Annotated in this window: 18 protein-coding genes, 1 pseudogene and 1 riboswitch; of the genes and pseudogenes, 13 read left to right on the forward strand and 6 right to left on the reverse strand. The window is 72.1% G+C overall.

The features are described from left to right. The first annotated feature begins 6 nt into the window (after positions 1–6). Positions 7–852: an amino acid ABC transporter permease gene (locus tag Q9S36_RS06260; protein ID WP_253034774.1), complete on the forward strand. Its 846-nt coding sequence runs from the start codon at positions 7–9 to the stop codon at positions 850–852. Next, positions 849–1,583, forward strand: a complete 735-nt coding sequence (locus Q9S36_RS06265) for an amino acid ABC transporter ATP-binding protein (protein ID WP_311284364.1) — start codon at positions 849–851, stop codon at positions 1,581–1,583. Before Q9S36_RS06260 ends, Q9S36_RS06265 begins: the two co-directional genes overlap by 4 nt. Positions 1,584–1,790: 207 nt before the next feature. On the opposite strand, the gene Q9S36_RS06270 is transcribed toward Q9S36_RS06265, so the two are convergent. Both Q9S36_RS06270 and glyA read right to left on the reverse strand, forming a co-directional pair. Then, the gene (locus Q9S36_RS06270) at positions 1,791–2,681 is read right to left on the reverse strand and encodes a bifunctional methylenetetrahydrofolate dehydrogenase/methenyltetrahydrofolate cyclohydrolase (protein WP_253034772.1); all 891 of its coding nucleotides are present in this window, start codon (positions 2,679–2,681) and stop codon (positions 1,791–1,793) included. Positions 2,682–2,805: 124 nt separating this feature from the next. Next, positions 2,806–4,080: a serine hydroxymethyltransferase gene (gene glyA, locus Q9S36_RS06275; RefSeq protein ID WP_311284365.1), complete on the reverse strand. Its 1,275-nt coding sequence runs from the start codon at positions 4,078–4,080 to the stop codon at positions 2,806–2,808. A 38-nt stretch (positions 4,081–4,118) separates the two neighbouring features. After that, a riboswitch (ZMP/ZTP riboswitch) is annotated at positions 4,119–4,202 on the reverse strand. A 91-nt stretch (positions 4,203–4,293) separates the two neighbouring features. Between glyA and Q9S36_RS06280 the strand changes: the two are divergent. The 3 genes and pseudogenes from Q9S36_RS06280 to nagA form a co-directional block, all read left to right on the forward strand. Continuing rightward, positions 4,294–4,827: pseudogene (locus Q9S36_RS06280) on the forward strand (family 20 glycosylhydrolase); the annotation flags it as partial. 67 nt (positions 4,828–4,894) lie between these two features. Next, positions 4,895–5,749, forward strand: coding sequence for a family 20 glycosylhydrolase (locus Q9S36_RS06285; protein ID WP_311284366.1), 855 nt, complete (start codon positions 4,895–4,897; stop codon positions 5,747–5,749). Beyond that, positions 5,737–6,885 carry an N-acetylglucosamine-6-phosphate deacetylase gene (gene nagA, locus Q9S36_RS06290; protein WP_311284463.1) on the forward strand — a complete coding sequence of 383 codons (1,149 nt, stop codon included), beginning with the start codon at positions 5,737–5,739 and terminating at the stop codon, positions 6,883–6,885. The genes Q9S36_RS06285 and nagA overlap by 13 nt, the downstream gene beginning before the upstream one ends. A 371-nt stretch (positions 6,886–7,256) precedes the next feature. Here the strand turns inward: nagA and Q9S36_RS06295 are convergent, their stop codons facing one another. Continuing rightward, a complete protein-coding gene (locus tag Q9S36_RS06295; protein ID WP_311284367.1) occupies positions 7,257–8,393 on the reverse strand; it encodes an ROK family transcriptional regulator in 1,137 nt (378 codons plus the stop codon). A 106-nt stretch (positions 8,394–8,499) separates the two neighbouring features. On the opposite strand from Q9S36_RS06295, the gene Q9S36_RS06300 reads away from it, so the two are divergent. Next, the gene (locus Q9S36_RS06300) at positions 8,500–8,898 is read left to right on the forward strand and encodes a YrdB family protein (RefSeq protein ID WP_064001298.1); all 399 of its coding nucleotides are present in this window, start codon (positions 8,500–8,502) and stop codon (positions 8,896–8,898) included. Continuing rightward, positions 8,895–10,259, forward strand: coding sequence for an FAD-linked oxidase C-terminal domain-containing protein (locus tag Q9S36_RS06305; RefSeq protein WP_311284368.1), 1,365 nt, complete (start codon positions 8,895–8,897; stop codon positions 10,257–10,259). Before Q9S36_RS06300 ends, Q9S36_RS06305 begins: the two co-directional genes overlap by 4 nt. On the opposite strand, the gene Q9S36_RS06310 is transcribed toward Q9S36_RS06305, so the two are convergent. After that, complete coding sequence (locus Q9S36_RS06310; protein WP_311284369.1) at positions 10,250–10,372, reverse strand: hypothetical protein; 123 nt, start codon at positions 10,370–10,372, stop codon at positions 10,250–10,252. The genes Q9S36_RS06305 and Q9S36_RS06310 overlap by 10 nt on opposite strands. Before the next feature lie 87 nt (positions 10,373–10,459). Between Q9S36_RS06310 and Q9S36_RS06315 the strand changes: the two genes are divergently transcribed. The 3 genes from Q9S36_RS06315 (at position 10,460) to Q9S36_RS06325 (ending at position 12,947) form a co-directional block, all read left to right on the forward strand. Next, on the forward strand, positions 10,460–10,891 hold the full coding sequence (locus Q9S36_RS06315) for a hypothetical protein (RefSeq protein WP_311284370.1): 432 nt from the start codon (positions 10,460–10,462) through the stop codon (positions 10,889–10,891). A 111-nt stretch (positions 10,892–11,002) separates the two neighbouring features. Beyond that, complete coding sequence (locus Q9S36_RS06320) at positions 11,003–12,427, forward strand: L,D-transpeptidase family protein (protein ID WP_311284371.1); 1,425 nt, start codon at positions 11,003–11,005, stop codon at positions 12,425–12,427. Positions 12,428–12,494: 67 nt separating this feature from the next. Then, on the forward strand, positions 12,495–12,947 hold the full coding sequence (locus Q9S36_RS06325; protein ID WP_217531611.1) for a GNAT family N-acetyltransferase: 453 nt from the start codon (positions 12,495–12,497) through the stop codon (positions 12,945–12,947). 63 nt (positions 12,948–13,010) lie between these two features. Here the strand turns inward: Q9S36_RS06325 and Q9S36_RS06330 are convergent, their stop codons facing one another. After that, positions 13,011–15,227: an NADP-dependent isocitrate dehydrogenase gene (locus Q9S36_RS06330; protein WP_311284372.1), complete on the reverse strand. Its 2,217-nt coding sequence runs from the start codon at positions 15,225–15,227 to the stop codon at positions 13,011–13,013. A 136-nt stretch (positions 15,228–15,363) separates the two neighbouring features. Between Q9S36_RS06330 and Q9S36_RS06335 the strand changes: the two genes are divergently transcribed. Beyond that, positions 15,364–16,332, forward strand: coding sequence for an acetylxylan esterase (locus tag Q9S36_RS06335; RefSeq protein WP_311284373.1), 969 nt, complete (start codon positions 15,364–15,366; stop codon positions 16,330–16,332). 6 nt (positions 16,333–16,338) lie between these two features. On the opposite strand, the gene Q9S36_RS06340 is transcribed toward Q9S36_RS06335, so the two are convergent. After that, entirely contained in the window at positions 16,339–16,494 is a 156-nt protein-coding gene (locus Q9S36_RS06340; protein WP_311284374.1) for a hypothetical protein, read from the reverse strand. Between the two features lie 16 nt (positions 16,495–16,510). On the opposite strand from Q9S36_RS06340, the gene Q9S36_RS06345 reads away from it, so the two are divergent. Together Q9S36_RS06345 and Q9S36_RS06350 are read left to right on the forward strand one after the other, a co-directional pair. Further along, a complete protein-coding gene (locus Q9S36_RS06345) occupies positions 16,511–16,765 on the forward strand; it encodes a glycoside hydrolase family 113 (protein WP_311284375.1) in 255 nt (84 codons plus the stop codon). Beyond that, on the forward strand, positions 16,762–17,685 hold the full coding sequence (locus tag Q9S36_RS06350; protein WP_311284376.1) for a BadF/BadG/BcrA/BcrD ATPase family protein: 924 nt from the start codon (positions 16,762–16,764) through the stop codon (positions 17,683–17,685). Before Q9S36_RS06345 ends, Q9S36_RS06350 begins: the two co-directional genes overlap by 4 nt. Positions 17,686–17,714: the final 29 nt, after the last annotated feature.

Raw genomic sequence — 17,714 nt, forward strand, 5'->3', positions numbered from 1 at the left:
CGATCCGTGACCACCCGCATCCCGAGCGAGCTCGAGCTCGACCGTCGCGCGTACCGGCGCGGCCGCGAACGGCGATCCGTGCTGATCGCCATCGCGTCGACCCTCGTCTTCGCCGTCGTCGTCTGGGCGACGGTGATCAACACCGAGGGCTGGTCGAAGGTCCAGCAGAGCTTCTTCGACCCCGCCGTCGCGCTGCAGGCGCTGCCCAAGGTATGGGACGGGTTCCTCGTCAACCTCACCGTCCTCGGCGTCTCGATCTTCACGGTCGGCGGCGTCGCGCTGGCGATCGCGTTGCTGCGGACGCTCCGCGGTCCGGTGTTCTTCCCGGTCAGGATGCTGGCGGCCGGCTACACCGACCTGTTCCGCGGCCTGCCGTTCATCATCGTCCTCTACCTGGTCGGGTTCGGTCTGCCGACGATCGTCGGCGAGCGGATCGACGAGCTGTTCCTCGGTGTGCTCGCGGTGACCCTCACCTACTCGTCGTACGTCGCCGAGGTGATCCGCGCGGGCATCGAGTCGGTGCACCCGTCGCAGCGCCTCGCCGCCCGCGCGCTCGGTCTCAGCCACGTGCAGACGCTCCGCCGCGTCGTGCTGCCGCAGGCCCTGCGCAAGATGACACCGGCGCTCATGAACGACTTCATCTCGATGCAGAAGGACGTGGGACTCATCTCGATCATCGCGGGGATCGACGCGATCGCCGGGGCGCGATCGGTGACCGCGACGACGTACAACTTCACGCCGTACGTCGTGGCCGGCATCCTGTTCATCCTGCTTGCGATCCCCACGATCCGCCTCGCGGACTGGTACACGGCGCGGCTGCGCGAGCGCGAGCAGACGGGATCGGTGCTGTGAGCGCGGTCCTGCGAGCCACCGGCATCCACAAGTCCTTCGGCGACCGCGAGGTGCTGAAGGGCGTCGACGTGTCACTCGCCGCGCACGAGGTCGTCGCCCTCATCGGCGCGAGCGGCTCGGGCAAGTCGACGCTGCTGCGCTGCCTCGGACTGCTCGAACCCATCGACGACGGGCAGATCTTCCTCGGCGACGAGGACATCTCCGATCCGCGCGTGGACGGCAACCGCGTGCGGGCACGGCTCGGCGCGGTGTTCCAGAGCTTCAACCTGTTCCCGCACCTGTCCGTGATCGACAACGTGACGCTCGCCTCGCGCGTCGTGCACCGTGTGCCGCGGCGCGAGGCCGAGAGCCGCGCCCGCGACCTGCTGGCACGCGTCGGCCTCGCCGACAAGGCGAAGGACCACCCCGACCGACTGTCGGGGGGTCAGCAGCAGCGCGTGGCGATCGCCCGCGCGATCGCCACCGACCCCGAGGTGCTGCTGCTCGACGAGATCACCTCCGCGCTCGACCCCGAGCTCGTCGGAGAGGTCCTGGAGCTCGTCCGCGATCTGGCGTCCGAGGGCGCGACCATCCTCATGGCGACGCACGAGATGGCGTTCGCCCGCGATGTCGCCGACCACGTCGTCTTCCTCGACGCCGGCACGATCGTGGAGCAGGGCCCGCCGTCGGAGGTGCTGCGGCATCCCCGCGAGGAGCGCACCCGCGCCTTCCTCGCCCGCTTCACCGCCTGAGGCGCCCCGCGCGGGTCACTCCCCTGTCACGACACGCCGCGCACCCCCGCAGTTTGCGACAGGCGAGCGGCGTCGGGCACTACCCCCACGTCTCCCCTGTCACGACACGCGGCGCACCTCCGCAGATTGCGACAGGCGAGCGGCTTCCGAAGACGAGAACGAGGGATGCCGGGCGACACCCGGCATCCCTCGTTCACGACGTGTGCGTCAGGCGCGCAGGCCCGCCGCGCGCTCGGCGACCTCGACGACGTTCGTCATGAGGAGCGCGACGGTCATGGGGCCGACGCCGCCGGGGTTCGGCGAGAGCCAGCCGGCGACCTCAGCGACGTCCGGGTGCACGTCGCCGTAGACGCGGCTCTTGCCGGTCTCGGGGTCGTCCTCGCGGGTGACGCCGACGTCGAGCACCGCCGCGCCGGGCTTCACGTGCTCGGCGGTGACGATGTGCTTCACACCGGCTGCGGCCACGATGACGTCGGCCTCGCTCAGGTGCGCGCCGAGGTCGGTCGTGCCGGTGTGGGTGAGCGTCACGGTCGCGTTGTACTCGCGGCGCGTGAGCAGCAGACCGATCGACCGGCCGATCGTGACACCGCGGCCGACGACGACGACGTGCTTGCCCGCCAGGTCGTAACCGTTGCGCACCAGCAGCTCGATGACGCCCCGCGGCGTGCACGGCAGCGGCGAGGTGATCGGGGTGTTGACGTTGAGCACCAGGCGGCCGAGGTTCGTCGGGTGGAGGCCGTCGGCATCCTTCTCCGGGTCGATGCGCTCGAGGATCCGGTCGGTGTCGAGGTGCTTCGGCAGGGGCAGCTGCACGATGTAGCCGTGGCACGCGGGGTCGGCGTTGAGCTCGTCGATCAGCGCCTCGACCTGCTCCTGCGTCGCGTCGGCGGGAAGCTCCCGCTGGATCGAGTTCATCCCGATCGCTTCGGACTGCCGGTGCTTCATCCCCACGTAGAGCTGGGATGCCGGGTCCGCCCCCACGAGCACGGTGGCGATCCCGGGCGTCACACCGTGCTCCTTGAGCACGGCCACTCGCTCCGCCAGCTCGGTCTTGATCGCGGCCGAGGCCGCCTTGCCGTCGAGGACCGCCGCGGTCATCGTGTCTCCTGTCGTCGCCCCTCGACCGCGAGACTGCACGGAGAGCACGAGACGGCGGTCCGCGACCACTGTCTCGAGGCGTGCGTGCAGTCTCGCGGGCGGAGGAGGGGGCGGATGCCGGCGGTCACTGCTGCAGGCCGGGGTAGAGCGGGAAGGCGTCGGCGAGCGTCGCGACGCGCGCGCGCAGCGCCTCGAGGTCGGCACCCGGCTGCAGCGCGAGCGCGATGACGTCGGCGACCTCGGTGAACTCGGCGTCGCCGAAGCCGCGGGTCGCGAGCGCCGGGGTGCCGATGCGGAGCCCCGACGTGACCATCGGCGGGCGCGGGTCGTTCGGGACCGCGTTGCGGTTGACGGTGATCCGGATCTCGTGGAGCAGGTCCTCGGCCTGCTTGCCGTCGATCGCCGCGTCGCGCAGGTCCACGAGGACGAGGTGCACGTCGGTGCCGCCGGAGCGGACCGAGATGCCGGCATCCTTCACGTCCTGCTGCGAGAGCCGGTCGGCGAGGATCGCCGCGCCCGAGACGGTGCGCTGCTGGCGCTCCTTGAAGGCGTCGGACGCCGCGAGCTTGAACGCGGTCGCCTTGGCGGCGATAACGTGCATGAGCGGGCCGCCCTGCTGACCCGGGAAGACGGCCGAGTTGATCTTCTTCGCGATGTCGGCGTCGTTCGTGAGGATGAAGCCCGAACGGGGGCCGCCGATCGTCTTGTGCACGGTCGACGAGACGACGTGCGCGTGCGGCACGGGCGAGGGGTGCAGGCCGGCCGCGACGAGACCGGCGAAGTGCGCCATGTCGACCCAGAGGAGGGCCCCGACCTCGTCGGCGATCGCGCGGAACGCGGCGAAGTCGAGCTGACGCGGGTAGGCGGACCAGCCCGCGATGATGACCTTCGGCTTGTGCTCGAGGGCAAGACGCCGCACCTCGTCCATGTCGACGAGCGAGGTCTCGGCGTCGACGCCGTACGCGACGATGTCGTAGAGACGGCCCGAGAAGTTGATCTTCATGCCGTGGGTCAGGTGGCCGCCGTGGTCGAGCGAGAGGCCGAGCAGCGTGTCGCCGGGGCGGGCGATCGCATGCAGCACGGCGGCGTTGGCTGAGGCGCCCGAGTGCGGCTGGACGTTGGCGAACTCGGCGCCGAACAGCGCCTTGGCGCGCTCGATGGCGAGCTCCTCGGCGACGTCGACGACCTCGCAGCCGCCGTAGTAGCGGCGACCGGGGTAGCCCTCGGCGTACTTGTTGGTGAGGACGGAGCCCTGCGACTGCAGCACCGAGACGGGAACGAAGTTCTCGGAGGCGATCATCTCGAGGAACCCGCGCTGGCGGTCGAGCTCGCGCTCGAGCACATCGGCGATCTCGGGATCGACCTCGGAGAGGGGGGCGTTGAACAGCGAATCGGTCATGACGATCTCCTGACGACGGCTTTCGGGATGAGGAATCTCGCATCGGCCCAGGCGCGCGGTCGAATGCCGTGTCAATCGCTCCCCGGTGGTAGCCCACCTCAACGCCAGTCGCGACACTGCGAGCATAACGGATGCCGCCGCTGCTAGGCTGGCCTGATCGGTTTTGTTAGGACACCTTACAGAACGGTGGTGGCGGTGCTCCCCCTCCCCCTCGTGCCCCTTCCCGCAGACGTCGCCGTCGCGGACGGCGCGCCATTCGCGCTGACGGGGGCGGCGGTGACGGGCGATCCGGATGCCGCCGCGCACCTGCGCGCGCTCGTCCGGACCCGCACGGGACTCGACCTCGGCACGGGCGACGGCATCGCACTGGCGGTCGACGGGTCGGGCCCGGCGGAGTCGTACCGGCTGGAGGCGTCGACCACGGGCATCCGGATCACCGGAGCGGATGCCGCGGGCCTCTTCTACGGCGTGCAGACCCTCGTCCAGCTGGTCGGACGCGACGGCGACGCGTGGGTCGTCCCCGCCGTGCGGATCGTCGACAGCCCGCGCTTCGCCTACCGCGGTGTCATGCTCGACGTCGCGCGGCACTTCCACGACGTCGACACCGTGCGGGCGTACATCGACCGGGCGGCATCCCTCAAGCTCAACGTCCTTCACCTGCACCTGTCGGACGATCAGGGCTGGCGGCTCGAGCTGCGCTCGCGCCCCGAGCTCACCGCGAAGGCGTCGGCGACCGCCGTCGGCGGCGCCCCCGGCGGGTACTACACGCAGGACGACTACCGCACGATCGTCGAGTACGCGGCATCCCCGTCACATGACGGTCGTGCCCGAGTTCGACATGCCGGGCCACACGCACGCCGTCGGCCTCGCATACCCCGAACTCGCAGAGGCCCCCGCCGTCGAGGTCATCAGCGAGGGGTCGACGCCGGTCGCCGGCGAGCCCTACACCGGGATCGGCGTCGGGTTCTCGTCGCTGCGCATCTGGGAGGAGGCGACGGATGCGTTCGTGCGCGACGTGTTCGCCGAGCTCGCCGACCTCACCCCCGGCCCCTGGCTGCACTTCGGCGGCGACGAGTCGCTCGGCACGACGCCCGAGGACTTCGCGCGTTTCGTCGCGTCCGCGAGCGCCGCGATCACGGCACTCGGCAAGACCCCGGTCGCCTGGCACGAGGCCGGCGCCGCGGCGGGTCTCGCGCCCGGCACGGTCGGCCAGTTCTGGGGCTTCGTCTCGCCGACGGATGCCGCGGCCCGGCACGCGCGCGCGTTCGCCGAGCGGGGCGGCCGGCTCATCCTGTCGCCCGCCGACGCGGTCTACCTCGACATGAAGCCCACCGCCGACTCCCCGCTGGGGTTCACCTGGGCGAACGGTCCGACGAGCCTCGCCCGTGCGTACGACTGGGAGCCGACCCGTGTCGTGGACGGTGTCGACGAGGCGGCGATCCTCGGCGTCGAGGCGCCCCTGTGGACCGAGACCGTCGCGACCCTCGAGGACATCGACGCCCTCGCGTTCCCCCGCATCGCGGCCGCGGCGGAGATCGCCTGGTCGCCCGCGTCGGGCGCGGAGCGCTCGTGGGCGTCCTTCCGCAGCCGGGTCGGCGGTCTCGGACCGCTGTGGACGACCCTCGGCATCCGCTTCCCCGCCCTCGAGGAGGTCCCGTGGACGACCTGAGCCGCATCGTCCACTCGGCCCGACTCGTCGACGGCGGCACCGAGACCCCGGACGCGTGGATCCACGTCGTGGCCGGCCGCGTCGCGGCATCCGGCACAGGTGACACCTGGCGCGGGCTCGACGCGGACGAGGTCGTCGACGCGCGGGAGGTCGCCGGCGACGCGGCGCTGCTCACACCCGGCTTCGTCGACCTGCACGGCCACGGCGGCGGCGGCCGGGCGCACGAGGAGGGGCGCGACGCGATCCTCGCGGCCCGCGCGCTGCACCTCGCCCACGGCACGACCCGCGCCGTCGTCTCCCTCGTCGCCGGCTCGCCGGCGGATCTGCAGACCCGCCTCGGAGTCATCGCGGATCTGGCGGAGACGGATGCCTCGGTCCTCGGCGCGCACCTGGAGGGACCGTTCCTCGACCCGGGTCACCACGGCGCGCACGACCCCGCACTTCTCGCTCACCCGACACCCGACGCGATCGAGGCGCTGATCGCCGCCGCGCGCGGCTCGCTCGTGCAGGTGACCCTCGCCCCCGAGCTGCCCGGTGGGCTCGACGCGATCGCACGCCTCACCGCCGCGGGGGTAGTCGTCGCGGTGGGACACACCTCCGCCGACGCCGACCTCGCCCGCGACGCGTTCGAGGCGGGCGCCACGCTGCTCACGCACGCGTTCAACGCGATGCCCGGCCTGCACCACCGCGCCCCGGGCCCGGTGGGCGCGGCGACCGGCGACCCGCGCGTGACGATCGAGGTCATCGCCGACGGCGTGCACGTGCACCCCGACGTCATCCGCATCCTCTTCGCCGCCGCCCCCGCCCGCATCGCGCTCGTGACCGACGCGATGGCCGCCGCCGGGGCGGCCGACGGGACCTATCGCCTGGGATCGCTGTCCGTCACGGTGCAGGCGGGCGTCGCGCGGCTCGCGGACGGCACGATCGCGGGGTCGACGCTGACGCAGGACGCCGCTCTGCGCACCGCGGTCGCGGCGGGGGTCGCGCTGCCGGACGCGGTCACGGCCCTGACCTCGACGCCGGCGCGCACGATCGGCCGGCCCGAGCTCGGCTCGCTCGCCCTCGGCGCCGTCGCCGACGCGGTGCTGCTCGACGCCGGTCTGCAGGTGCGGCGGGTCTTCACCGGCACGGTCTGACGCGGCATCCGCTCGACGCAGGGTTCGCGTCGTCGTCCCCGGATCAGGCATCCGTGGGTCGTTGGGACCGTGAGCGACTCGCCGGGACGGAATCCCGTACCGCGGCCCGTCTCAGACCCCGGTCACCGCGCTCGCGCCCGCCAGGAGCGCCGGGCGCCGGGGTGTTGCCCACCTCGACGATGTCGGGCGCATCGCTGGACGACAGCGCGGCGACGTACCCTTCAGCGGTGTCGGCCCAGGTCTTCTCGTCGGATCGTGAGGGTCCACCCGTCGTTCTGCTCCTCGAAGGTCTCCTCAAGGTCGTCGCGCGCGTCCTGGGGGGGGTATCGGTGCCGACGAGCCAGACGGTCAGGTCGGCGGATTCGGCGCTTTCAGGACACGCCGAGACGGCCGGACAGGACCATGACGGCCGCACCGCGCAGGACGATGTCCTCGCTGTGGGTCGACATGCGCACCTGGAGCCCGTCGTGGAACGTGGCGAGGGTCCGGGTGCGTACCGTCTCGGCGGCAGCCTCGGCGAGGGTGCCGCCGAGCAGGTCGGCGGGGCCGGAGAGGGCGATCTCCGACAGATCGAGGGCGCCGACGATCGGCGCGAGGGCGATGCCGAGGCGCTCGCCGGCGTCGCGGAGCACCCCCTGCGGGTCGTCTGCGGCGGCGAGCCGCTCGGTGAGGGCGGGGACCGCGAGCCAGGCCTCGAGGCATCCGATCCTGCCGCAGGCGCACGCGGGGCCGCCGTCGGTGCCGACCGTCACGTGGCCGATCTCGCCCGCGGCGAAGCGGGCGCCGGCGAGCGGCTCGCCGCCGGTGAGGAGCCCCGCACCGACACCGCGGCCGACCCGGACGAGGATGACGTCGTCGCCCGCTCCCCCGAACGTGTGCTCGGCGAGGACGGCCGCGTTCGCGTCGTTGGCGACGAGGACAGGGAGACCGAGCTCGGCCTCCAGCTGCCCAGCGAGATCGACGTCCGTCCACCCGAATCCGGGCGCCGCGAGCACGACGCCGCGGTCGTCGACGACACCGGGCGTGCCGACGCCGAGGCCGAGCACCGGCGCGTGCGCGTCGGCGATGACGTCGCGCGCGAGGCGGACGATCGCGGCGAAGACGTCGCTGCGGTCGGCGGGTACGTCGACGGCGTGCCGGGCGACGATCTCGCCGTCGAGGGTGAGCACGGCGCCCGCGAACTGCTCGCTGCCCGACAGGTCGAGCCCGGCGATGCGGTGGCCGTCGCGGTCGATGTCGACGAGGATCGCCGGTTTTCCGGGACCGGATGCCTCGCGCACCCCCTGCTCGATCACGTAGCCGTCGTCGATGAGGCCGGCGACGAGGTCCGAAATCGTGACGCGGGTGAGGCCCGTCTCGCGGGCGAGATCGGCGCGGCTCATGGCGCCCTGCGTGAAGAGCGCCTGGAGCACGAGCGCGCGGTTGTGGGCGCGGGCGTGCTCGGGCAGGATCTTGCCGGCGGTGCGGCGGCTACGGGTCGCGGGGGCGGGTCGCGTCGGGGTCGACATGTTTGTTAGTAGACCTTACGAATAGGGTCGCCACAAGACGCCCGACCCTGTTTGCGAGCAGTCTTAACAAACTCGTTACACTTCCCCGCCCGCGTAGGATCGAACCATGTCCGAGCTCCCCCACGTCCGGCCCGAACGACCCGCGGAGCCCGCACCCGCCGCGACCGCCCCGGCACGTCTCTCCGGACTCGACCTCCTCAGCTTCCTGTGCGCGATGTTCGCCGTCGTGTCGCTCGCCATCTGGGGTTTCACGGCGTGGGACGCCCCGTGGAACGTCGTCCTCGGCATCGCGACCCCGCTCGCCACCCTCATCGTCTGGGGCCTGTTCGCCTCACCGCGCGCCGTGGTCCGGGTCCACCCGTTCGTGCGCGGCCTCGTGGAACTGCTCATCTACCTGTCGGCGACGATCGCGTGGTGGAGCGCCGGTCAGGCCTGGATCGGCCTGGGCTTCGCCCTCGTCGCCGTCGTCGTCGGCGTCCTGGCGGGTCGTCGACGGCTGTCGTGACCGACGTCGTCGACCGCCTCCGCGACGCGCTCGGCGAGCGCGTCGACACGAGCGAGGCCGCCCTCGAAGACGCCCGCGCCGACAAGTCGGGGCACCGCGCGTCGGGACGACCGCTCGCGCTCGTGCGGGCGGCATCCGTCGCGGACGTGCAGACCACGATGCGGATCGCATCCGCCACGGGCACGCCGGTCGTCACCCGCGGCGCCGGCACGGGCCTCGCCGGCGGCGCGAACACCGGCTCGGGCGAGATCGCCCTCTCGCTGCGCGGCATGGACCGCATCCTCGAGGTGCGCCCCGACGACCTGCTCGCGGTCGTCGAACCCGGCATCCTCAATGCGGATCTCGGCCGCGCCCTCGCTCCCCACGGCCTGTGGTGGGCGCCCGACCCCGCCAGCCGCGAGATCTCCACGGTCGGCGGGAACATCGCCACGGGGGCGGGCGGACTGCTCTGCGCGAAGTACGGCGTCGTCCGCGACGCGGTGCTCGCGCTCGACGTGGTCCTCGCCGACGGGCGCCTCATCTCGACCGGCCACCGCAGCGTGAAGGGTGTGACCGGCTACGACCTGACCGCGCTGATGATCGGCTCGGAGGGCACGCTCGGGGTCGTCGTGGGTGCGACGCTCAAGCTCCGACGGCTCGTGCCGGGGCAGTCCCGCACCCTGACCGCGCAGTTCGCCGATGTGCGCGCCGCCGCCGCGGGTGCTGCCGCCGTGACCGCCGCCGGGGTGCAGCCCGCGATCATGGAGCTGATGGATGCCGTGAGCCTGGCGGCCGCGCACGCGCTGCTCGGGCTGCCGAGCCCCACACCGGGTGCGACGCAGCTCACGGTCCAGACCGACGGCGTCGCCGCCGCGGATCAGGCGGAGATCGCCGAGATCCTCACCGCCGCGGGCGGCGCGGTGCGCCTGGCCGCCGACGACGCCGAAGCGGCGCAGCTGTGGGCGGTGCGCCGGGCGATGCACCCCGCGATGGAGAGCCTCGGGACGGCGCTCATCGAAGACGTGTCGGTGCCGCGCAGCGCCCTTCCGGCGATGTTCGACGAGATCGCGCGCATCGAGGCGGAGTTCGGCCTCACGATCCCGACCGTCTGCCACGCCGGCGACGGCAATCTGCACCCCAACTTCATCTTCGACGGCGACGAGGTCCCCGAGCGCGTCTGGCAGGCCGCCGACGCGCTCTTCCGCGCCGCGCTCGCCCTCGGGGGCACCCTCACCGGGGAGCACGGGATCGGCGTCCTCAAGAGCCGGTGGCTCGCGGACGAGATCGGCGACGATCAGTGGGCGTTGCAGCGCGGCATCAAGGCCGTGTTCGATCCGGCCGGCATCCTCAATCCGGGCAAGGTGTTCGCCGCTCAGCCGTGACGCGCGGTCGCGCCGGCCGCCGCGGTCGTCTCGCGCGGCGCGGCGGGACTCGTCGTCACCGCCAGCACCATGGAGACGATGCCGACGACACCCGGGATGGTCGCGGGCAGCACGCCGACGGGTCCGCGCGCCCCCGGTCCACCGTTCCCTCAGGGCGATCGTGGCAGTCTCGAACGGTCCCGTCCTCGAGGAGGTCCGCTGTGCCCGCATCCCGCTCCGTCCGCACGACCGGTGCGCTGGTCGTGGCCGGCCTCGTCGCGCTGGGCGGCGCCGCGTGCACGTCGTCGTCGCATCCCGAGGCGGACGGCCAGAGCGTCGCCGCCGGGTGCGCGACCCTCGCCGACTCGGTCGAGCAGGCGATGACGGCGTTCACCGAGGCGGATGCCGCCGACCCGGCCGCCGCGGCGCAGGCGACCGCCGAGGTGCGCGACGACCTCGCCGCCGCGGTGACGTCGATCGGCAACGCGCGCGTCGAGGCCGTCGCGGCCGATCTGCGGGCGGGGTTCGACGTCCTCGCCGAGGCCACCGCCGCGGCCTCGAAGGGCGACATCGCCGGCGCGACGGGACTCGCCGACGCCACCGATCGCATCCGCACCGGCCTCGCCGAGTATCACGATCTGTGCAGCGGATGACCGGTGATCCGCCCTCGTCACGTACCATTTCCTGAAGCGACATTCGCCTGACGACGAGACCCCGGATCCCCGTGGCGTCCGGAACGCCGGGCCACAGCTCGGGGGAGACCGATGTCGGAGATCATCACACGCCAGGACACCGGCGACACGCCCGCCTCGGGCGAGCACCTCGACGTGCGCTGGGCTCCCGCCGAGCCCGCGCCGCGCCCCCGTCGCCTTTGGCTGAAGATCGGTCTGCCCGTCGCCGCGGTCGTGACGGCCGCGACGGTCTGCTCCCTCGTGCTGATCGCTCCCGGCACGACCGCCGCCGGCGTCCCCGTCGGCGGGCAGACGGTGGGCATGGCCGCCGACTCCATCTCTTCGCGGCTCTCCTCGATCCAGGTCTCCCTGGGCGACGGCGGCCCGACGGTGTCCGCCGCCGACCTCGGCGCGACCGTCGACGCATCCGCCCTCGCCGACGAGGCCTTCGCGGGCAGCCCCCTCTGGAACGTCTCGGCGTGGTTCGCCGAGTACGGCACGCCGACGGTCACCCTGAACGCCGAGCGCGCCGCGACGACGCTGCGCGCCGCGCTCCCCGACGCGTACGTGGATCCCACTCCCGCCGCGGTGTCCTTCCAGGACGGCGCCTACGTCAGCACGCCCGCCGTCGACGGCACGGGCATCTCGCTCGCCGCCGTCAGCGACGCCCTCGGATCCGCTCTCGCGTCGGGCGCCTCCACGGCGACGGTCGACGCGACTCCCGAAGCCGTCCCCGCCACCGTGACGACCGCCGCCGCCGAGTCCGCCGTCGAGCGCCTCAACGGCATGATCGCCGAGGCCGGTTTCTACGCGGGCGACGACCGCGCGGTCCCCGTCTCCGCCGCGGAGCTCGCCTCGTGGCTGACCGTCGAGACCGACGCCTCCGGCGCCTTCACGATCACCGCCGACGCCGCCGCGATCCAGCTCGCCGTCGACGAGCTCCCCGAGGTCGTCAACCAGGACCCGGTCACGGCCCAGGTGCTCGCGAACGAGGCCGGTGAGGTCCTGACCACGATCGTCGAAGGCCAGGACGGGCGCGTGCTGGGCGACACGTCCGGCGTCGCGCGTGATTTCGCCGACCAGCTCGCGACGGGCGATGCGTCGTACGCGCTGCCGGTCGACGTCACGCCGCGGGAGACCGTCAGCACGGTGCGTCTGGCCGAGGTCGACCTGGGCGAGCAGCGCCTGTACCTGAAGGAGAACGGCAAGGTCGTCGACACCTGGCTCATCTCGAGCGGCCGCGACGGCGCGGTGACCTTCACGGGCCACTACTCCATCGGCTGGCGCACGCCCCTGCAGGACATGACCGGCACCTCCCGCGACACCGGGACGAAGTACACGCAGCCTGACGTGCCGTGGGTGATGTACTTCAATGGCAACCAGGCCTTCCACGGCGCCTACTGGCACAACAACTTCGGCAACCAGATGAGCGCGGGCTGCGTGAACATGCCGCCCGCCCTCGCGAAGAAGCTCTACGACTGGATGCCCGACGGCGGCGACGTCTGGATCCACTCCTGAGCGTCATCTGACGACCCGCATCCGTCGTCCCCGTGCGACGGGCTGCGATCACGGTTAGCCTGTGCTCATGGCTGACCTCCGCGTGGAAGAACTGTCGGCGTCGACGATCGTCGCCGTGAACACCCTCTCGCTCAAGCCGGGCCAGGAACGCTTCATCGCGCCCGAGAGCTACGCGATCGCCGCAACGGTGGTCGACCCCGCCACTTCGTGGCAGCGTGTGATCCTCGACGGTGACGAGGTGGTCGGCTTCGTGAGCGCCGGCTTCGACGCCGACGCCCCGCACGAGCACTTCCGCTCGGTGCTGTGGCGGATCAACGTGGATGCCGACGACCAGGGTCGCGGCGTCGGGCGCTACGCCGTCGAGCAGCTCATGAACGAGGCCCGCGCGCGCGGGTTCGATCACGTGAACGTCATCTACGAGGCCGGAGAGGGCGGGCCCGACGCGTTCTTCCGCCGCGTCGGCTTCACCCCCGTCGACGAGACCGAGTACGGCGAGGTCGTCGCGCAGATCCGGCTCTGACGCTCCCCCGAACGCACGGATACCCCGGCCCGCACTCGCGGCCGGGGCATCCGTTTGTGCGGATCAGAGTCCGTCGATGATGCCGTTCAGCGTCGCGGAGGGCCGCATGACCTTCTCCACCAGCGCCGGGTCGGGACGGTAGTAGCCGCCGATCTCGGCGGGCGAGCCCTGCACGGCGACCAGCTCGGCGACGATGGTCTCCTCGCCGGCGGTCAGCGCTTCGGCGACCGGGGCGAACGCCGCCGCGAGCTCGGCGTCGACGGTCTGGCGCGCCAGCTCCTGCGCCCAGTAAGTCGCGAGGTAGTAGTGGCTGCCGCGGTTGTCGATCGTGCCGAGGGCACGGCCCGGCGACTTGTCCTCTTCGAGGAAGGTCCCGGTCGCGGCGTCGAGCGTGTCGGCGAGGACCTTCGCGTGCGGGTTGCCGGTGTAGTCGGCGAGGTGCTCGAAGGATGCCGCCAGCGCGAAGAACTCGCCGAGCGAGTCCCACCGCAGGTAGTTCTCCGCGACGAGCTGCTGCACGTGCTTGGGGGCGGAGCCGCCCGCGCCGGTCTCGAACAGTCCGCCGCCGGCCAGCAGCGGGACGATCGAGAGCATCTTGGCGCTCGTGCCGACCTCGAGGATCGGGAAGAGGTCGGTGAGGTAGTCGCGCAGGACGTTGCCGGTCACCGAGATGGTGTCCTCGCCGCGGCGGATGCGCTCGAGCGAGTAGCGGGTCGCGTCGGCCGGGGCGAGGATCTCGATCGTGAGACCGTCGGTGTCGTGCTCGGCGAGGTAGGTCTTCACCTTCGCGATGAGGTTCGCGTCGTGGGCGCGGTTCTCGTCGAGCCAGAAGACGGCGGGCGCACCCGTCGCACGTGCACGCGTGACCGCGAGCTTCACCCAGTCGCGGATGGCGACGTCCTTGGTCTGCGTCGCGCGCCAGATGTCTCCGGGCTGGACTGCGTGGGAGAGGAGGACCTCGCCCGCCGCGTTCACGACCTCGACGGCGCCGGCCGCGGCGATCTCGAACGTCTTGTCGTGCGAGCCGTACTCCTCGGCAGCCTGCGCCATGAGGCCGACGTTCGGCACGGAGCCGATCGTGGCCGGGTCGAGCGGACCGTTGGCGATGACGTCGTCGATCGTCGCCTGGTAGACGCCGGCGTACGAGGAGTCGGGGATGACGGCGATGGTGTCGTCCTCGCCGCCGTCGGCGCCCCACAGCTTGCCGCCGTTGCGGATGAGCGCCGGCATCGAGGCATCCACGATCACGTCGGAGGGGACGTGCAGGTTCGTGATGCCCTTGTCCGAGTTGACGTACGACAGGCGCGGGCCGTCGGCGATGGCCGCCTCGAACGCCGCGCGGATCTCGTCGCCGCCCTCGACGCCACCGAGACCGGCGAGGATCGCGCCGAGGCCGTCGTTCGGGGTGAGTCCGGCAGCCGCGAGCGTGTCACCGAAGCGCGAGAAGACGTCGGCGAAGAACGCGCGCACGACGTGGCCGAAGATGATCGGGTCGCTGACCTTCATCATCGTGGCCTTGAGGTGCACGGAGTACAGCACGTCGTCGGCCGCCGCCTGGGCGATCGTGTCGGCGAGGAAGGCGTCGAGGGCCTTCGCCGAGAGGAACGTCGCGTCGACGACCTCACCGGGCAGGACCTTCAGACCCGACTTCAGCTCGGTGACGGAGCCGTCCTCCCCCGTGAAACGGATCGTGAGGACGTCGTCGTTCTCGATGACCGTCGAGGTCTCGTTGGACTTGAAGTCGTCGTGGCCGAGCGTCGCGACGCGCGTCTTCGAACCCTCCGCGAACGGCTTATTGCGGTGCGGGTGCTTGCGCGCGTAGTTCTTGACCGACAGCGGCGCACGGCGGTCGCTGTTGCCCTCGCGCAGGACCGGGTTCACCGCGGAGCCCTTGATGCGGTCGTAGCGCGCGCGGACGTCCTTCTCGGCGACGTCCTTGGGCTCGTCCGGGTAGTCCGGGATGTCGTAGCCCTGGGACTGGAGCTCGGCGATGGCCGCCTTCAACTGCGGGATGGATGCCGAGATGTTCGGCAGCTTGATGATGTTGGCCTCGGGGAGCGTCGCGAGACCGCCGAGCTCGGCGAGCGCGTCGCCGACCTGCTGCTCAGGGGTGAGGTTCTGGGGGAAGGCGGCGAGGATACGCCCCGCGAGCGAGATGTCGCGCGTCTCGATGCCGACGCCCGCCTTTCCGGCGAACGCTTCGACGATCGGCAGGAAGGACGCCGTCGCCAGCGCGGGAGCCTCGTCGGTGTAGGTGTAGATGATGGTGGAATCGGGCACGTGTCGTCTCCAAGAAAAGGGCGTCGCGGATCGGTCTCAGCGTATCGCACCACCCCCGTTTCTCTCGATGTCGAGATATCTCGGCCGGAGCGGACGACACCTGCGTGCGCGGCCGGATGACCGCTAGGGTGAGCGCGTGCCGCGCTTCGATCTGCCTCTGTCCGACCTCCGCAACTACCGTCCCGAGGTCCGCGTCCCCGCGGACTTCGACGACTTCTGGTCGACGACGATCGCGGGTGCTCGCGAGGCGGGCGGAGCGCCCGTCGTCACGCCCGTGACGACGCCGCTGCGCGGCATCGAGGCGTTCGACGTCACGTTCCCCGGGTTCGCGGGCGACCCGGTCAAGGGCTGGCTGCTCCTGCCCGCGCACCGTGACGGGGCGCTGCCCGCCGTCGTCGAGTTCAACGGCTACGGCGGCGGACGCGGGCTCCCCGTCGAGCGGCTCGGGTGGGCGGCATCCGGGTACGCGCACTTCTTCATGGACACGCGCGGCCAGGGCAGCGCGTGGGGGGCGGGCGGCGCGACGCCCGATCCGCACGGCTCGGGCCCCGCCTTCCCCGGCTTCATGACGCGGGGCATCGACGACCCCGAGACCTATTACTACCGGCGCGTATTCACCGACGCGGTGCGTGCGATCGACGCGGTCCGCACCCTTCCCGAGGTGGATGCCTCCCGCGTCGCCGTGACAGGGGGCAGCCAAGGCGGCGGCATCGCGATCGCCGCGGCCGCACTGAGCGACGGGCTCGTCGCCGCCATGCCCGACGTGCCGTTCCTCTGCCACTTCGAGCGCGCCGTGGGCATGACCGGCCGCGACCCGTACGAGGAGGTCGCACGGTACCTCGCCGTGCACCGCGGCGCCGAGGAACGCGTCTTCGAGACCCTGTCGTACTTCGACGGGGTGAGCTTCGCCGCACGGGCGGATGCGGCATCCCTCTTCTCCGTCGCGCTCCTCGACCCGATCTGCCCGCCGTCGACGGTGTTCGCCGCGTTCAACGCATGGGCGGGGGCGGACAAGGAGATCGAGGTGTTCCCCTTCAACGAGCACGAGGGCGGTCAGGCGCACCAGTGGCTGCGGCAGGCCGAGTTCCTCGCCGCGCGGGTCTGACCGGGATCAGTCGAACGGAGGCCGCTCGCCGGTCCCCCGCTCGATGATCCACGTCGGCAGGGTGATCTGGCGGACGAACCCCGACGGGTCGCCGATGCGCTCCATCGCGAGCGTCGCCGCGCGACGCCCCAGCTCGAGCGGGTCGTAGGAGATGACGGACACCCCCAGGACGTCGGCGGTGTCGAAGTCGTCGAAGCCGATCAGAGCCGTCCGCTGGTCGTCCCGTGCGCGCAGCTACCGCGTGATCTTCGACGCGTGGGGCGAGCGGGAGTGGGTGTCGGGCTTCTTCCTCTGGGACTGGCCGGCGGAGCTCTACGCCCCCGACGCGGCGGAGGACAACGACGACTACTGTCCATACGGGAAGCCGGCGGGTGAGTTCTTGCGCTCGCACTATCGTGCGCTGACGACGGCTGCCACAGGAGGAGGACGATGAGCGCGCGCCGCGTGCTGGCCATCGACGCCGGCCAGAGCGACATCAAGGTGAGGGTCGACGACGGCTCACGTCGGGAGGACCTCGCGTTCCGCGGCATCCACACCGGCGGACCGCTCCTGCCCCAGCTGGCGCGCGTCGTCCACGAGACCCTCGAGCGCACGGGCACCGAACCCGACGTCGTCGCGGCGGGGATCTCGGGACTCACCGACCGCGACGCGGATGCCGACGCGCTGCTCTCGCTCGTCCACGCCGACGGCGTGCGGGCCACGATGCTCGCGCACGACTCGACGACGTCGTTCCTCGGTGCGCTCGGCGACCGGCACGGCGCCGTCGTCGCGGCCGGAACGGGAGTGGTCACCCTGGCCGTCGGCGCGACCGACACGGCCCGTGTCGACGGGTGGGGCTGGATCATGGGCGACGCCGGCAGCGGCTACTGGATCGGTCGAGAGGCGCTCGACGCCGTCATGCGCGCATACGACGGCCGCGGACCGGCGACGCTGCTGACCGACGATGCCCTCGCCCGGTGGCCCGACCTCTCGCAGGCGTACATGGCCCTGCAGGCCGATCACGATCGCGTGCGGGTGGTCGCGTCGCTCGCGCGGAACGTCGCGCGGGCGGCGGATGCGGGCGACGCCGTCGCGCGGGAGATCTCGCACCGTGCCGCGCAGCAGCTCGCGTGGTCCGCTCGGACCGCCGTCCGCCGCGTGCGCACCGATGAGCCGGTGTTCGACGTCTGCGCGATCGGCGGGGTGTTCGCCTCGCGGACGCTGCACGACGCCTTCGAGGCCGCGCTCGGCGAGGGCGCGGGGCTGCGACTCGTCGCCCCGCAGGGCGTCGGGATCGACGGCGCCCTCGCCCTGGCCGAGATCACGACGGCCCACCCCCTGGGTACGGCCGTGCACCGCGCCGGCGCGATCTGACCCGCGGCCTGCTGCCGACCTGCGGCATC

The sequence above is a fragment of the Microbacterium sp. ARD31 genome (assembly GCF_031844425.1).

Bases quoted from the DNA above. Each gene is read 5' to 3' on its own strand.
- Q9S36_RS06270 (WP_253034772.1), bottom strand. From the start codon at position 2,681: ATGACCGCGGCGGTCCTCGACGGCAAGGCGGCCTCGGCCGCGATCAAG.
- glyA (WP_311284365.1), bottom strand. From the start codon at position 4,080: ATGACCGATTCGCTGTTCAACGCCCCCCTCTCCGAGGTCGATCCCGAG.
- Q9S36_RS06285 (WP_311284366.1), top strand. From the start codon at position 4,895: ATGACGGTCGTGCCCGAGTTCGACATGCCGGGCCACACGCACGCCGTC.
- Q9S36_RS06295 (WP_311284367.1), bottom strand. From the start codon at position 8,393: ATGTCGACCCCGACGCGACCCGCCCCCGCGACCCGTAGCCGCCGCACC.
- Q9S36_RS06300 (WP_064001298.1), top strand. From the start codon at position 8,500: ATGTCCGAGCTCCCCCACGTCCGGCCCGAACGACCCGCGGAGCCCGCA.
- Q9S36_RS06320 (WP_311284371.1), top strand. From the start codon at position 11,003: ATGTCGGAGATCATCACACGCCAGGACACCGGCGACACGCCCGCCTCG.
- Q9S36_RS06325 (WP_217531611.1), top strand. From the start codon at position 12,495: ATGGCTGACCTCCGCGTGGAAGAACTGTCGGCGTCGACGATCGTCGCC.
- Q9S36_RS06350 (WP_311284376.1), top strand. From the start codon at position 16,762: ATGAGCGCGCGCCGCGTGCTGGCCATCGACGCCGGCCAGAGCGACATC.